General features: G+C 69.0%; 19 protein-coding genes. 12 read left to right on the forward strand and 7 right to left on the reverse strand.

What is annotated here, in order from left to right; genetic code table 11:
* Positions 1-69 precede the first annotated feature (69 nt).
* From ABD793_RS33715 to ABD793_RS33745, 7 genes are all read left to right on the forward strand, one after another.
* A complete protein-coding gene (locus tag ABD793_RS33715) occupies positions 70-747 on the forward strand; it encodes a rhomboid family intramembrane serine protease (protein WP_425548810.1) in 678 nt (225 codons plus the stop codon).
* Positions 744-1544, forward strand: a complete 801-nt coding sequence (gene murI, locus ABD793_RS33720) for a glutamate racemase (protein WP_344867334.1) — start codon at positions 744-746, stop codon at positions 1542-1544. The genes ABD793_RS33715 and murI overlap by 4 nt, the downstream gene beginning before the upstream one ends.
* A 21-nt stretch (positions 1545-1565) precedes the next feature.
* Positions 1566-2333, forward strand: coding sequence for an MBL fold metallo-hydrolase (locus ABD793_RS33725; protein WP_344867335.1), 768 nt, complete (start codon positions 1566-1568; stop codon positions 2331-2333).
* A 61-nt stretch (positions 2334-2394) separates the two neighbouring features.
* Entirely contained in the window at positions 2395-3171 is a 777-nt protein-coding gene (gene rph, locus ABD793_RS33730; RefSeq protein WP_344867336.1) for a ribonuclease PH, read from the forward strand.
* Entirely contained in the window at positions 3168-3785 is a 618-nt protein-coding gene (rdgB, locus tag ABD793_RS33735; protein ID WP_344867337.1) for an RdgB/HAM1 family non-canonical purine NTP pyrophosphatase, read from the forward strand. Before rph ends, rdgB begins: the two co-directional genes overlap by 4 nt.
* Positions 3786-3882: 97 nt before the next feature.
* Positions 3883-4587 (forward strand): response regulator transcription factor, encoded by a 705-nt coding sequence (locus ABD793_RS33740; RefSeq protein ID WP_344867338.1) that lies wholly within the window; start codon positions 3883-3885, stop codon positions 4585-4587.
* Entirely contained in the window at positions 4577-6328 is a 1752-nt protein-coding gene (locus tag ABD793_RS33745; RefSeq protein ID WP_344867339.1) for a sensor histidine kinase, read from the forward strand. Before ABD793_RS33740 ends, ABD793_RS33745 begins: the two co-directional genes overlap by 11 nt.
* A 10-nt stretch (positions 6329-6338) precedes the next feature.
* On the opposite strand, the gene bcp is transcribed toward ABD793_RS33745, so the two are convergent.
* The 4 genes from bcp to ABD793_RS33765 all read right to left on the reverse strand — a co-directional run bounded on the left by bcp (position 6339) and on the right by ABD793_RS33765 (position 8433).
* Positions 6339-6815, reverse strand: a complete 477-nt coding sequence (gene bcp / locus ABD793_RS33750) for a thioredoxin-dependent thiol peroxidase (RefSeq protein WP_344867340.1) — start codon at positions 6813-6815, stop codon at positions 6339-6341.
* Positions 6816-6829: 14 nt separating this feature from the next.
* Positions 6830-7375 (reverse strand): hypothetical protein, encoded by a 546-nt coding sequence (locus tag ABD793_RS33755; RefSeq protein ID WP_344867341.1) that lies wholly within the window; start codon positions 7373-7375, stop codon positions 6830-6832.
* 179 nt (positions 7376-7554) lie between these two features.
* Complete coding sequence (locus ABD793_RS33760) at positions 7555-7737, reverse strand: hypothetical protein (protein ID WP_344867342.1); 183 nt, start codon at positions 7735-7737, stop codon at positions 7555-7557.
* 33 nt (positions 7738-7770) lie between these two features.
* Positions 7771-8433: a TetR/AcrR family transcriptional regulator gene (locus ABD793_RS33765; protein ID WP_344867343.1), complete on the reverse strand. Its 663-nt coding sequence runs from the start codon at positions 8431-8433 to the stop codon at positions 7771-7773.
* 136 nt (positions 8434-8569) lie between these two features.
* Between ABD793_RS33765 and ABD793_RS33770 the strand changes: the two genes are divergently transcribed.
* Complete coding sequence (locus ABD793_RS33770; protein ID WP_344867344.1) at positions 8570-9358, forward strand: SDR family NAD(P)-dependent oxidoreductase; 789 nt, start codon at positions 8570-8572, stop codon at positions 9356-9358.
* A gap of 522 nt (positions 9359-9880) precedes the next feature.
* A complete protein-coding gene (gene infA / locus ABD793_RS33775; RefSeq protein WP_344867345.1) occupies positions 9881-10105 on the forward strand; it encodes a translation initiation factor IF-1 in 225 nt (74 codons plus the stop codon).
* 134 nt (positions 10106-10239) lie between these two features.
* On the opposite strand, the gene infA (ABD793_RS33780) is transcribed toward infA (ABD793_RS33775), so the two are convergent.
* From infA (ABD793_RS33780) to ABD793_RS33785, 3 genes are all read right to left on the reverse strand, one after another.
* The gene (gene infA / locus ABD793_RS33780; RefSeq protein ID WP_344867346.1) at positions 10240-10464 is read right to left on the reverse strand and encodes a translation initiation factor IF-1; all 225 of its coding nucleotides are present in this window, start codon (positions 10462-10464) and stop codon (positions 10240-10242) included.
* Positions 10465-10754: 290 nt separating this feature from the next.
* Positions 10755-11306 carry a tyrosine-type recombinase/integrase gene (locus ABD793_RS42875; protein ID WP_425548814.1) on the reverse strand — a complete coding sequence of 184 codons (552 nt, stop codon included), beginning with the start codon at positions 11304-11306 and terminating at the stop codon, positions 10755-10757.
* Complete coding sequence (locus ABD793_RS33785) at positions 11231-11440, reverse strand: hypothetical protein (RefSeq protein ID WP_344867347.1); 210 nt, start codon at positions 11438-11440, stop codon at positions 11231-11233. The genes ABD793_RS42875 and ABD793_RS33785 overlap by 76 nt, the downstream gene beginning before the upstream one ends.
* A 394-nt stretch (positions 11441-11834) precedes the next feature.
* Between ABD793_RS33785 and ABD793_RS33790 the strand changes: the two genes are divergently transcribed.
* From ABD793_RS33790 to ABD793_RS33800, 3 genes are all read left to right on the forward strand, one after another.
* Entirely contained in the window at positions 11835-12335 is a 501-nt protein-coding gene (locus ABD793_RS33790) for a hypothetical protein (protein ID WP_344867348.1), read from the forward strand.
* Complete coding sequence (locus ABD793_RS33795; RefSeq protein WP_344867349.1) at positions 12335-12970, forward strand: DUF3558 domain-containing protein; 636 nt, start codon at positions 12335-12337, stop codon at positions 12968-12970. Before ABD793_RS33790 ends, ABD793_RS33795 begins: the two co-directional genes overlap by 1 nt.
* Positions 12971-13143: 173 nt before the next feature.
* Positions 13144-14367, forward strand: a complete 1224-nt coding sequence (locus ABD793_RS33800; protein ID WP_344867350.1) for a hypothetical protein — start codon at positions 13144-13146, stop codon at positions 14365-14367.
* Positions 14368-14369 lie beyond the last annotated feature (2 nt).

Consider the following 14369-nt stretch of genomic DNA (forward strand, 5'->3'; position numbering starts at 1 on the left):
CACCCTGATCCGCGGATCAGGGAATTCACCCGAGGCGGGGCAGACCGGGCACGACGTAACCTGGTCGTCGTGAGCACATTGCCTCCTCTTCCGACGCCTGCCTCGAGCGGCAGCGCGGACCGGCCCACGGACGTGGCGAAGCGCATCCTGCCGCCGAACCCGAAGGCCGCGGCGTTCGTCGCGCTGGGGTTCACGCTGGTGCTCTACCTGGTGGAGCTCGTCGACGTGATCCTGCCTGCGGATCTCGACCACGGTGGCATCATGCCGCGCCACGCCGGCGGTCTCGACGGGATCCTGTGGGCACCGCTGCTGCACGCCGGGTGGTCGCACTTGTTCTCGAACACCGTGCCGGTGCTGGTGTTCTCGTTCCTCGCGATGGCCGCGGGCATCGGCCGCTGGGTCGTGGTCACGGCGATCATCTGGCTCGTGTCCGGGCTCGGCGTGTGGCTGGTGGGACCGGACGGCTACACCGTCGGTGCCTCCGGACTCGCCTTCGGCTGGCTTGCCTACCTGCTGGTGCGGGGGCTGTTCAACCGTTCGCTCGGGCAGATCCTGGTCGCGGTGGTGCTGCTCGGGGTGTGGAGCGGGATGTTGTGGGGCCTGCTGCCCGGCACCCCCGGGATTTCCTGGCAGGGCCACCTGTTCGGCGCGCTGGCCGGGGTGCTCGCCGCGTGGCTCACTTCCCGCGGGGAGCGGACCAAGGCACACAAGGCGGTTCCCGAGCCGCCCGGTAACCTCGGGGGGTGAGTTCCCCGGCCGCGCCCATCGGAGTTTTCGATTCCGGCGTCGGCGGACTCACTGTCGCCCGGTCGATCCTCGAACTCCTGCCTGCGGAGAAGCTGCGCTACGTCGGGGACACCGCTCGCAATCCGTACGGTCCGCTGCCGATTGCCACTGCCCGCGCGTACGCGCTCGAAGCGCTCGACAATCTTGTCGAGAGCGGCGTGAAAGCGTTGGTGATCGCGTGCAACACGGCGTCCGCGGCGTGCCTGCGTGACGCGCGAGAACGTTACGACGTACCGGTGGTCGAAGTGGTCTTGCCTGCCGCCCGCCGGGCAGCGGTCGCCACGCACAGCGGACGTGTCGGCGTGATCGGCACGGAGGGCACGGTGCGTTCGCGAGCCTACGAAGACGCCTTCGCCGCTGCGCCGGACGTACGGCTGACCAGCGTGGCCTGCCCGCGCTTCGTCGACTTCGTGGAGCGCGGTATCACGTCCGGCCGGCAGATCCTCGGACTCGCGCAGGGCTATCTTCAGCCGCTGCTGGAGGCCGAGGTGGACACGCTCGTGCTGGGCTGCACGCACTACCCGCTGCTGTCCGGGGTGCTGCAGATCGTGATGGGGCAGGAGGTCACCCTCGTGTCGAGTGCCGAGGAGACCGCGAAAGACCTCTACCGCGTGCTCACCGAACTCGACCTGCTGGCAGAGCGGAGCGATCCGCCGGGGCACGAGTTCGTCGCCACCGGTTCGCCCGAGCCGTTCACCAGGCTGGCGCAGCGGTTCATGGGCTTCGCACCCGGTGTGCTCGCCCCGGCCAGCGCCTGAGTGCGGAGTTAGGGTGACCGGGTGCGACTGACGATCCTCGGGTGCTCGGGCAGCATCCCCGGGCCGGACACGGCCGCGTCCGGCTACCTGCTGGAGGCGGAGGGGTTCCGGCTCGGGCTCGAACTCGGCAACGGGGCGTTCGCCCAGCTCCAGACCGTGCTCGATCCGTTCGACCTGGACGCGCTCGTGCTGTCGCACCTGCATTCCGACCACTGCGCGGACGTGAACGCGCTTACCGTGCTGCGCCGTTACCACCCCGCGCCGCCGTACCCGGCCCGTCCGCGACAGCTGCCGCTGTACGCACCGCCGGACGCGCCTTCGCGGCTCGCGCACGCGTACGCGGCTGACGCGGACGAGCGCGAGTCCGCGGATCTGTCCGATGTGTACGAGTTCCACGCGCTGCGCGAAGAGGCTGTGCAGATCGGACCGTTCGATGTCACGGCGGTCAAGGTGTATCACCCGACACCGGCGTTCGGTCTGCGTATTGCGTACGGCGGCAGCATCCTCGCGTACACCGGCGACACCGGGCAGTGCCGTGCGCTCGGCGAGCTGGCCGACGGCGTCGACGTGCTGCTGTCCGAAGCGTCGTGGACGGACGCGACGGATCGGCCCGAGGGCGTGCACCTGTCCGGCAAACAGGCCGGAGAACTGGCGAAGGACGCCGGTGCGGGCCGGTTGCTGCTCACCCACGTCGCACCGTGGTCCGATCGGGACGCGGTGCTCGCCGAGGCGCGGGTGGTGTTCCCGGAGGCCGAGCTGGTGGTCCAGGGCGCGGTCTACGACCTCTGAGCGCGGGCCGCTGCCTCCACCGGCTTCCACGCAGCGGCGGGCCACGCAGTATCTTCAGGGCGTGGCTAGAAAAGATGGCAGGAACGACGACCAGCTCCGCGAAATCACGATCACCCGTGGGTTCCAGAAGTGGCCTGCCGGATCGGTGCTCATCGAGTTCGGCAACACCCGCGTGCTGTGCGCGGCCAGCGTCAACGAGGGCGTGCCGCGCTGGCGTTCGGGTTCCGGGCTCGGCTGGGTCACCGCGGAGTACGCGATGCTGCCGTCGGCGACCAACACCCGCAGCGACCGGGAATCGGTGAAGGGCCGCATCGGCGGGCGCACGCACGAGATCTCCCGGCTGATCGGCCGTTCGCTGCGGGCGTGCATCGACCTGGCCGCGCTGGGTGAGAACACCATCGTGATCGACTGCGACGTGATCCAGGCCGACGGCGGCACCCGCACCGCGGCGGTCACCGGCGGATACCTGGCGCTGGCCGACGCGATCACCTGGCTCGGTGCAGCCAACCGGCTCAACGACCCGAAGCCGCTGTCGTCCTCGGTGGCTGCGGTGAGCGTCGGCGTGGTGGACGGCCGGGTCCGGCTCGACCTGCCCTACGAGGAGGATTCGCGGGCCGAGGTGGACATGAACGTGGTCGCCACCGACGCGGGCACCCTGATCGAGGTGCAGGGCACCGGTGAGGGCGCCACGTTCGCCAGGTCCACTTTGGACACCATGCTGGACGTGGCACTCGCGGGCTGCGCGGAACTGACCGCGAAGCAGAACGAGGCGCTCGCCCTGCCGTATCCCGGCGAGCTGCCGGAACCGCGGCCGGGCAAGAAGAAGGGCTCGAAGTGACCCGCCTGCTGCTGGCCACCCGCAACGCCAAGAAACTCGGTGAGCTGCGCCGGATACTGGTCGCGGAAGGGATCGAGGGCATCGAGGTGATCGGTCTCGCGGACGTCCCGGAGTACCCGGAGGCGCCGGAGACCGCACCCGACTTCGAGGGCAACGCAGTGGCGAAAGCCCGGGACGCGGTGGCTGCCACCGGCGTTCCGGCCATCGCCGACGACTCCGGTCTCGCCGTGGACGCACTGAACGGCATGCCCGGGGTGCTGTCCGCCCGCTGGTCCGGCCGGCACGGCGACGACGAGGCGAACCTGGATCTGGTGCTCGCCCAGCTGACCGACACCCCGGACGCCCGCCGCGGTGCGGCCTTCGTCTGCGCCGCCGCACTCGTGCACCCCGGCGGCCGCGAAACCATCGTCCGTGCCGAATGGCGCGGGCAGCTGACCCGGGAACGCCGCGGTACCAACGGCTTCGGCTACGATCCGATCTTCGTCCCGGAAGGACGGACGGCCACCTCGGCGGAGCTGAGCCCGGCGGAAAAGGATGCCCACTCGCACCGGGGCAAGGCCCTGCAGGCGCTGCTGCCGGAGATCGCGAAGCTGGCGCAGGGCGCGGCCGGCTGACCGGACAGCCGCGCCCGCGCCCGGTGAATTGTCAGGAACCGATGAGCCGTACGGTTCCCGCTCGCCCGGCGTCCCCGGCGTCCTTATCCTCACAGACATGTGCGCAGCCATCCTGCTGGCCGAAGACGACCGGAAACAGGCCGACCTCGTCCGTCTCTACCTGGAACGGGAACAGCACCTCGTCACCGTCGTCCCGGACGGCAGGCAGGCACTGACCGCACTGCGCGCCACCCCGCCGGACCTGGCCATCCTCGACGTGATGCTGCCGGGGATGACCGGGCTGGAGATCTGCCGGGTGCTTCGCGGGGAATCCGATCTGCCGGTCCTCATGCTCACCGCCAGATCCACCGAGGACGACCTCATCCGCGGCCTCGACCAGGGTGCGGACGACTATCTCACCAAGCCCTACAGTCCCCGTGAGCTGATGGCCAGGGTGCGCACCCTGCTCCGCCGCACGAGAAACGGCCGGGCGAACGGCCCGCTGCGGGTGGGAGCGCTCACCGTCGACCCGGTCCGCCACGAGGTCACCGTCGACGACCACGCCGTCGAGACCACGCCGGGCGAATTCCGTCTGCTGGAAGTCATGGCGGCCCATCCGGACCAGGTGTTCACCCGAGGGCAGCTCCTGGAACACCTGCACGGCTTCGACCGGTTCATCACGCACCGCGCGATCGACGTCCACGTGCTGAACCTGCGCAAGAAAATCGAGCTGTCGCCGCGAAAACCCACGCGGTTGCGCACTGTCTACGGCGTCGGCTACAAGCTGACCGCCGGTGATCCTGCACCACCCCATGCGCCGTAGCCTCCTGCTGCGCCTGGTCGCGGTCTCCGCACTGGTCGCGGTTTTCGCGATCGCCGCCACCGCATGGCTGGCCGCCCGCACCACTTCCGGCGCGCTCGAACAGGAACAGGGGCAGGTCTTCGCCGACGACGGCACGATTTACCAGGGCCTGCTGGCCTATGCCGCCGGTCACCCGAACTGGCAGGACGTCGGCGCCACCATTCGCAGCTACGCGGAAAAGACCGGACGGCGGGTCACCCTGACCACTCCACAGGGCAGGCTGATCGCCGGTTCCGACCCGGATCCGGGCCGGCTACCGGACCATCCGTCCGTGGTGATCGATCCGTTGTCGGTGGATCCGGGGCTGGGCGTACTGTCCACTCCGGACCGTATCGACCCGGACGCGGTGGGCCCGTACGCACTGCCACCGTCCGAACGCGACGCTCTGCTGCGCGATGCGCAGGGGGTGCTCCGCTGCGTCCGGCAGGAAACCGGCCTTGGCACCATCGAGATCTCGCCCAACGGCCATCCGCGGGTTTCGGTACCCGATCCGACCTCGCTGGCCCGTTGCCGAGCCTCGAGCCTCGAAGAACCCACCGAGACCGAGCGGACCGCGCTGCACCGGCTGGGTGATCTGGTGAACGCCTGTCTCGGCCGCAACGACCGCGCGAGCGCCGCCGTGCAGCTCCCGCTTGGCTGGAGCTTCGACGGCCCCACCACGAGTGCCACCGACCCGACCGTCGTCAACTGCGTCACCTCGGCCCGTCGCGAGCAGCTGACCCCCTACGTCGCGCCGGCGGCCTGGCTCTACATCACCGAAAACGGCAGTGATCCGCCGCCGAGCGGATTTACCCTCTCGACCGAGAACCAGCTCCGGCTCGCCGTGGTGGCCGCGGTGATCCTGGTGCTCACGGTGATCGTCACCGGCCTGGCGTCGCTCCGCCTGATCCGTCCGCTGCGCGCGCTGACCGGCGCCGCACAGCGGATAGGCGCCGGCGAGACTGGTGCCAGGGTGCGGGTGAAGGGCAAGGACGAGATCGCCCGGCTGGCACGGGCGTTCAACGATATGGCGGTGGCACGGGAGCGGCTGGAGAGCGCGCGCAAAGCCATGGTCGGCGACGTCGCGCACGAGCTCCGCACCCCGTTGGCCACCATCCGCGGCTGGCTGGAGGCGGTGCAGGACGGCCTGAGCACGATGGACGGCGAGCTGGTCGCCTCGTTGCTGGAGGAGGCCGTGCACCTGCAGCACATCGTGGACGACCTGCAGGACCTGGCCCTCGCCGACGCCGGCGCGCTGCGCGTGCACCCCGAGCCGATCGACGCGAACGCGCTGCTGGCTCAGCTCGCTGCGGCGCACGCCGCGCGCGCCGAAACGGCCGGGTTGCGGCTGTCGGTGCCGCCGGTGCCGGATCCGGCGATCACCGCCGATCCGGTGCGGTTGCGGCAGGCGCTGGACAACCTCGTGTCCAACGCCGTGCGGCACACCGCCGCCGGTGGTTCGGTCACCGTGACCGGCAGCCGCGACCGGGCGGACGTGGTGTTCGAGGTGACCGACACCGGAATCGGGATCGATCCCGGCGACCTGCCGCACGTGTTCGACCGGTTCTGGCGGGCGGACCCGTCCCGCAGCCGCAGCTCCGGTGGCAGCGGCCTGGGACTGGCCATCGTGCGCAATCTCGCCGAAGCGCACGGCGGAACGGTGCGCGCGGACAGCGCACCGGGCAGGGGAACGACCTTCACGCTGCGGTTCCCCGCCTACTGAACCGCAGTGCTCAGGACTCGAGGCCGAGGTCGCGGATCAGCTTCGCGACGTGCCCGGTGGCGCGGACGTTGTACAGCGCTTTGGCGATCTTGCCCTCGCCGTCGACGATGAAGGTCGAGCGGATCACGCCCTGCACGATGCGGCCGTAGTTCTTCTTCTCGCCGAAGGCACCCCATTCGGTGAGCACCTTCTTGTCCGGATCGGACAGCAGCGGGAAGGTGAGCCCCTCCGCGGCCACGAACTTGGCGAGCTTTTCCGGCTTGTCCGGGGAAACGCCCAGCACCTGGTAGCCGGCGTCGTTCAGGTCGGCGAGGTTGTCGCGGAAGTCGCAGGCCTGCTTCGTGCAGCCGGGGGTGCCCGCGGCGGGGTAGAAGTACACGACCACCGACTGGCCGCGGAACTCGCTCAGTGAGACGTCCTTGCCGGTGCTGTCGGGCAGGGTGAAGCCGGGGGCGGGGTCGCCGGGAGAAAGTCGCTGCTCGGTCATGACCGCAGCGTAATTCAGGCCTTGCCGCAGTAGGTGACCACGGCGGGTGCGGCCGCGCTCGGCCGCAGCCGCATGGTCAGCTCCGCCGCCTGCCCCGGAACCGCGAACGCGATGGTGAGCTGGGCAGAGTGGCCGGGCGGCAGGCCGTTGTCCGCGTCCGGGATGCCGCCGAGCCCCTGTGTGGCGTCCACGACCTGTTTGGCCCGCGTGCCTGCGATGTGCGCGGTGACCGCCAGCCGGGAGAGCCGGTAGGTGTCCGCCCCGTTGTTGGTCACCTCGATGCCGAACGACGCGGCGCGGGCACTGCGCGGGTAGGCCGCCGGACTCGGCTGGAACGACTGCGGCGGGGACACCGAGACGGTGATCCCGCTGGCGAACCGATGTTCGGTACCGAACTGCAGCTGGACGGCGGCAGGCGCGGCGGCCGCCCTGGCCGGCACCGTGGGAGCCGCACCGGCGCCCATCGCGGCGGTGCCTTCCCTGCCGTTGACCCCGCAGGCCGCCACCAGGCACAGCAGGCAGGCGAGCAGCAGCAGCTTCGGGGTGCGCGGGGGCGCCATCGCGGTTACTCCAGTCGGGGCCGGGCGGTTGGCCCGTTCGGCTCAGCTGCCGGACGGGCCCGACCCACTCTGACTGCACACCCATCGGCGCGGGCAGGAAGACGCGGACCTGGTGTCGACCCGTGGCCGATCCGTGACCGAAAGGGCACTCCGGGTGACAGTTGTCACCGAACTGCCACTCACACGGCGAACGCGAACAACAGGATGAACACCGCGACCCCGGCACCCCACGCGACCATCAGCCAGCCGAAGTCCCGCACCGGATCGACCGCCCGGCTCTCCTCGCCCGGGATGTACACCCCGCGGTTTTCGAACCAGTCGGCCCACTTGCGCATCAGGCGCAGCGGATTGCGTGACGGCACGGTCCACCTCCCGGATCTGGCTGCCGCCCCAGCCTAGGGCCGCGAGCCCTTCGCCGGGGACGCGCCGCCGAGTGCACCGAGGACCGTGGTGACCTGGAGGCGGGTACGGGCGGCCAGATCGGCGTCGGGGTCGGTCTCGGCGGCGGCGCTGTCGGCACTGTCGGTGCTGTCGGCGGAGAGTTCTGGCGCCCCGGCGGGAATGTTGTGGACCTCGTCGAGGATCGCCAGGTAGACGCGCAGGCACCAGGAGGGGCTGCTCGCGGCGATGGCGCCTGCGGCGTGCAGCCGGCGGAACAGCACCTGGGCGCAGTCCTGGACTTCGGCGCTCAGCAACGGTTCGCCGCTGTGCGTTCCGGCGGCCACGATGTCCATCACGAGGCGGTGGCTGAGCTTCCACTCGATGACCAGTTCGGTGACGCGGTGCAGGGCGACCAGCGGTGGCGCGGTCGTGACCTTCGCCTTGTGGAGTGCGTGCAGATACTGCTCGTCGAGCTGTGCGCGCAGGGCTTCCAGCAGGGCTTTGCGGGAGGCGAAACGGCGGTGGACGGTGGCGCGGGCGAGACCGGCTTCGTCGGCGATGCGTTCCAGCGAGGCGGTCGGATCGTCGGCGAGGACAGTGCGAGCGGCCGTCAGGATGCGGGCGATGTTGCGCTCGGCGTCCGCGCGAACGGGGCGGGGCGGGGTGTGCGCGCTCATCGGACCTCCATGGTGGAACCAAGCCTAACGACGAGACTAACCGAGACAGCAGCGACCCGTTAGTTGACAAAAGTGAGTCAACGGTGTTGCGTTTATGACGTCAGGACTTGATCAGCGACTACTGGAGCGAAGAACCATGGATCTGGAGCTTGCCGGGAAGCGGGTGCTGGTGACCGGCGCCAGCAAGGGCATCGGCCTAGCGATCGTGCGGGCGTTCCGTGCGGAGGGTGCGTCGGTCACCGCCGTGTCGCGGCGCAGCACGCCGGAGCTGGCGGCGACCGGCGCGACCTTCGTGGCCGCCGATCTGTCCGAGGCGGACGGGCCCGCTCGCATGGTCGAAGCGGTCCTCGCCGCCGACCCCCGGCTGGACGTGCTGGTCAACAACGCCGGTGGCGGGAGCCTGCCGGAAGGGTCGCTCGGCAACGTCCTCGACGGCGGGGACGACATCTGGCTGGACGTCTTCGCGCTGAACTTCAGCTCGGCAGTACGGGTCACCCGGGCCGCGCTGCCGGCGCTGACCGAAGCGCGCGGCGCGATCGTCAACATCAGTTCCTCTGCCGCTCGGCGTCCCGGCCACGCGCCGCTGCCGTACTCGGCGGCGAAGGCGGCGTTGAACATATTCTCGCGAGGGCTTGCCGAGCGGGTGGCGCAGGAAGGGGTCCGGGTGAACACCGTGTCGCCGGCCGCGACGCGAACCCCTGCGATGGCGGGCGAAGGCGGTTACCTGTCTCAGGTCGCGGGGGCGCTCGGGGTCGAGCACGCCGACCTGGTGGCCGGACTGCCGAAGGAAGTGGGCATGCTGACCGACAGCCTGATCGAACCGGACGAAATCGCCCGTGCGGTGCTGTTGCTCTCGTCCCCGACCATGCCGAGCGCGATCGGGTCGAACTGGGTCGTGGACGCCGGTTCCGTCAAGGCTGCGTGAGCTTGTTCCGCTCGCGGCCGGGATCGCTCACCGCAGTCGAATGGTGCGGACGCGGGCGCGGTGCGGTGGCACCGGTATCCGGTCAGGTCGTCGGCAGCGGTCCATCGGATTCATTCGGCGGGAGAGCTCATCTCGGCCCTTCCGGGTCCTCGATCCCGGCCGATCTGTTGTCCCTGGGCAGCGTCCGCGCCGCTGTCGACGAAGTGGCCTGCAGGCTCGATGCAGGAGCTGCGTGGCTTCGTCGGTGCGAGATGGTATGCGGCGCCGACGTCGTCGGCGGCAACCCCTGATTCGCCCGGTGTCGTCCGGGTCCTGCGTCGGCCCGGTGGCCCCCGGCGGGCCCGTCCCGTGGTCTGCGCACTAGACTGGGTGAAAATCAGACTCTTGCCTGGCCGAATCACAGAATCTGCGAAGAAGTGCGGAACCAGCGGGCCGGCGTCTGCCGAATGTCTCGGTCACGGTGTGTGAAATGGGATTCGTTTCCCGCATCGGTCCACCGCCGGTTACGGGAAGTACGAGGGTATGGCAGCAAAAGCAGGGGTCATCGAGGTCGAGGGCACCGTCCTCGAATGCATGCGCAATGCGACCTTCAAGGTCGAACTGGAGAACGGCCACCAGGTTCTCGCGCACATCAGCGGGAAGATCCGCAAGAACTACATCAAGATCATGCCGTTCGACCGGGTATTGGTGGAGCTGACGCCCTACGACCTGAGCCGCGGCCGGATCCGTTTCCGGTACCGCAACTAGTTACCACCGCGGGACCACTCGAAGGGCCACGGAAAAGATGTCGGCGGCCGGCTCGAGCCGACCGCCGATACGCGAGAAATCATCTCTGCCGCCGGTCCGGATGCGCAACCGGCGGGTGTGTGCGAACGCTTGAGCTAGTTCCGGTAGCGGAAGAGGATCCGCCCCCGGTTGAGGTCGTACGGGCTGATCTCGACCAGCACCCGGTCGAACGGGAGGATCCTGATGTAGTTCTTCCGGATCTTCCCGCTGATGTGCGCGAGAACCTCGTGGCCGTTTTCGAGCTCGACCTTGAAGGTCGCGTTGCGCATGCACTCAGTGACGGTGCCCTCGACTTCGATGCCCCCTGCTTTTCCTGCCATGTTTCTGTATTTCTCCAGTCGATTTCGGTTCGGTGGTCCGGTGACCCGGGTCAGCGGACCACCCGTTCCCGGTGGTTTCCGGCACACCGCACTTTCGAACAATGCGATGGCGACGGCTTCGGCAACTCCGCCGGCGCGGCGGCCACCCATGCGGAGACGAAGCGCACAGAATCCATACGTGGTTGCCCTCTCGGGAGTGCCGCACGGTCAGGGCGCCCCCGGCGAGACCTACGTCATCGCCCAGCCATGACGAGGGGGAGCACCCACATCGATACCGCGTACATGGGGACTCACCTCCTCGGGCCAGGCCACGGTCCGCGCCAGATTATCAGTCTGAACAACACGTGGTCCAACGATGTTCCCCGCGCCGGAGCGCGCACCCCCGGTCCGGCCGACGCACCATGTCGACCCCAGCCGTCGGCCAGACGTGCGCACCGTTGCGTGCCCTCGAGGTCTGAGCGCCCCATGATGCGCGTGATCTCCGGCAGCGGCACGCCCTTCAGTATGAGCCACGAGGCGTAGGTGTGGCGCATGTCATGCGGGGACCAGGGGTTTCCGAGACTCTGCCTCGTGTAGTGCCTGCGCCTCCTGCATGAACATGCTGGCGGACTGTTCGATGCGATGGCCGTCGCGGTAGCGGCCCTCGTGAGACTAGCTGTACACCAGCAGCCACCGGCAGACCCTGACCACCGCCACAGCGGCCGATTTGGGCACCGACCAGGACCAGCTGCTGCGCGAGATCCACGTCGAGCTACCCCGCCAACAACTACGTGTCGCTGCGCGCGATGAGGACCGGCCTGACCGCGGCGATGTCGTAGCTGACCGGACTGGTCCCGAAACAGCCGGGCGCCTCGGCAGCGGACATCGCCGTGGTCAGGCCGGCACTCGCGCCGGTCGTGCAGGCCATGCCCGCCGACGCCAAAGCCCGGACGAGATCGCGCAGGCCGTCTCCGACCTGGCTCGGAGCCCTGCTCACGCGGACCGGCCCGCACGCCGACCCCATCGGGGAATCCGCCTCTGGCCGCGGCTCGCCGTGTGCTCACCGCGGCCGGCCGGTACCGCAGGGCGGTCGCCGGCTTCGGGCCACCCGCTCTACACGGGAGACATGTCCCGAGGCTTCAGCCTGAACGAGGCACACGAGAGCCGGAGCCCGGTATTTGCCTAGGTAGGAAGGCCTTCTCCGGCCTGAGTCGGGCCTGCTGCCCAGGGGGAAGGGCACCGGACCCGCGCACGTCACGCCATCTGGTTGTCAGCTGCCAGGTGGGATGAGCGGTTTTCATCACCCGGCAGTGAGTGATCGGTTACCGTAGCGGTTGGGGTGGTCTCGGGAGGGCCGCCCCGTTTCCGCGCTGTTGCGTTACTCGAGGGGTGTGACCGTGGTTCAACCTGCGCCGGAACCCGGCAACTGGCTGGATGGCCTGGGCTTCGACATCTGGGACCCGACTGGCGGAGGCGGAGGCGGAGGCGGTGGCGCCGGTGGCGCCGGTGGCGGTGGCGCCGCGTCCGGCGGTGGCCTGGGACCGAGCGGACAGGGCTTCAGCCTCAGCCGAGATGAGGCCACGAGCATGCTCAACCAGGCGAAGGGCATCCGTGCGGACCTCGGCAACATGATTCCTGCCGCCGAACAGCTCACCCGGATGAAGCCACCGGCAGAAGAGCCGGCGAGCAAAGCCTTCAATGCGCTCGCGGCCGGCAGTGGTGGAAATGCCGGCGCGTTCGGATACGGCGTCGGCCACATCAAGCGTGAGTATGCCTACGTCGACAAGCTGGTCGAGCGTCTCGAAGATGCGCTTCATCTCGTCCGTTCGGGAGAGCAAAACGCGGTTGATTCGGTCGAGGGCACGGCTGCGCACGACGATGGGGTGCTCTGATGAAAGCTCGAACGATCATCGGCGCTTGCACGCTGATTTCCCTTGCCGCAGTAACAACGGGCTGCAGCGGCACGCCGTCAATGCCTTCGTCTCCTCCATCGGCGGGCCCTGCCGCCAGTTCTTCGGCTGGAGTCCTTCCGCACGACGGTGCCCCGAAAGTCGAGGCGCCATTGTCCGCCTCCGCATTGGCCGTCGATCCCTGCCAGGCAGCGTTGACCGCGAGCCAAGTGAATCAGTTGCTCGGGTCGGGACAGGTAAGGCAGGACAGTGGAACTGCCGGCACGCTGGGCAAGTCGTGTGCATGGTCGAATCTCGACACCGGCGCAAACGTGGCGGTCGCCTACGACACGCAGAGCCGTCAAGGCTTGAGCGGCGTATATCAGAACACCAAGCCGCAGACTGCCGTATGGCGGGTGCTGTCACCGGTCCAAGGATTTCCCGCAGTGGCGCATGTCTCGTCTCAGGGAGAACCCGATCGGACCTGCCAGGTCAGCGTCGGGGTCAATGATGAGGAGACTGTCGACGTTTCCATCGGGCTCAGCTCCGCCAAGAAAGGCACGAAGGACCCGTGCCAGGTGACGGAGCAGGTCGCGAACATGGTGATGACGAACCTGAAGCAGAAGGCGGGTTCGTGATGGGGTTCTTCGATTGGGTTGGTGACGCGGCGAAGTCGGTTGGGCATGCGGTTGAGGATGCTGCGGATTGGGTTGGGGATCGGGCCGAGGATGTTGGCGGTTGGTTCGGCGACCTGTATCACGGGAATCTCGGCGAGCAGTCCGTTCCGCAGTCGGATTTGGTCAAGGCGATCATGGCGAGCAAAGGCGCGCCGGAATGGCACGGTGGCAGCGAACAAGCCACGAAACTGGCCCAGCAGCACTCCGAGGTCAGCGGTCGGGTGCAGCAGCTGAGCGCGGGCTTGGAATCGGTGTGGACCGGCGGCGGCGCGGATGCGGCGCAAGCTCGGATCCGGCCGTTGGCGGATGTATCGGAGTCGGCGTCACAGACCTTCACGGCCAATTCGCAGACGGTGAGCGGTGTGGCGCATGGTTTCGACCAGATGAAGGCGTCACTGCAGCCGATGCCGGAAACACCGCCGCACAAGAACTTTCTTGATGAGATGGCGTTCTGGAAGACGACCGACACCGAGCAGCAGATCAAGAACTACAACGAGGTCGGGCAGCAGAATCTCGCCAAGTACCAGAGTTACGCGGACCAGGCGCAGTCCGCCGGTCAGGGTTTGAAGACTGATTACGGGCAGCTGGCGGACTTCGGAGACGGCAAGGTCGACATCGGCTCATCCGACAAGAGCGCGGTGGCGCACGGCAAGGGGCCGGGCGTTTCGTCGCGTGGCAAGAGCGACGTCCCGGAGTCTGCTGCCGGTGGCCCGACGTTCTCGCCGGGGCAGTCCGGTGGGACGACCACGTCCCCGGGTGGTGGCGTCACGCCACCGCCGGGCTATCAGCCCGGGACGGGTCCGGGTGACGGGACGACGACCTCGGGGTGGACGCCGCCGTCGGCCAATCCGGTCAGTGGCCCGGGTAACGGTTCGAGCTGGGTGCCGCCTTCGTCGCTGCCGACCGGTGGTGGCAGCGGTGGGGGCGGTACGTGGTCGCCGGGGCTGGTCGGCGGATTCGGTTCGGGTGGTGGCTTGACCGGCGGTGGCAGTGAGTCCGGCGGCGGGAGCGGTGGTTCCGGTGCGGGCGGTCGTGGCGGAGGTACGGGTGCGGGTGGCCGTGGCGGCGCCGCCGGTCGGTTGGGTGCCGGGCCGGGTGCGGGTGCGGGTGCTGCGGAGGAAGCCGTGGGGCGCGGGTCGGCCGGTGCGGCGGCCCGGGGGACGACCGGATCGCGCGGGGCGCCCGGAATGGGCGGCATGGGCGCCGGTAAGGGCGGCAAGGGCGAGGAGGACAAGGAACACCAGCGCAAGTACGGGCTGGACGACGATTCCGCCTTCGATCTTGTCGACGACGAGGACGGCCGGTTGCGTGACCCGCGTACCGGGTTGCCGCCGACGCCGCCGACCATCGGTGGCTGAGG

This window comes from Amycolatopsis ultiminotia (assembly GCF_039536925.1).
GTDB lineage: Bacteria > Actinomycetota > Actinomycetes > Mycobacteriales > Pseudonocardiaceae > Amycolatopsis > Amycolatopsis ultiminotia.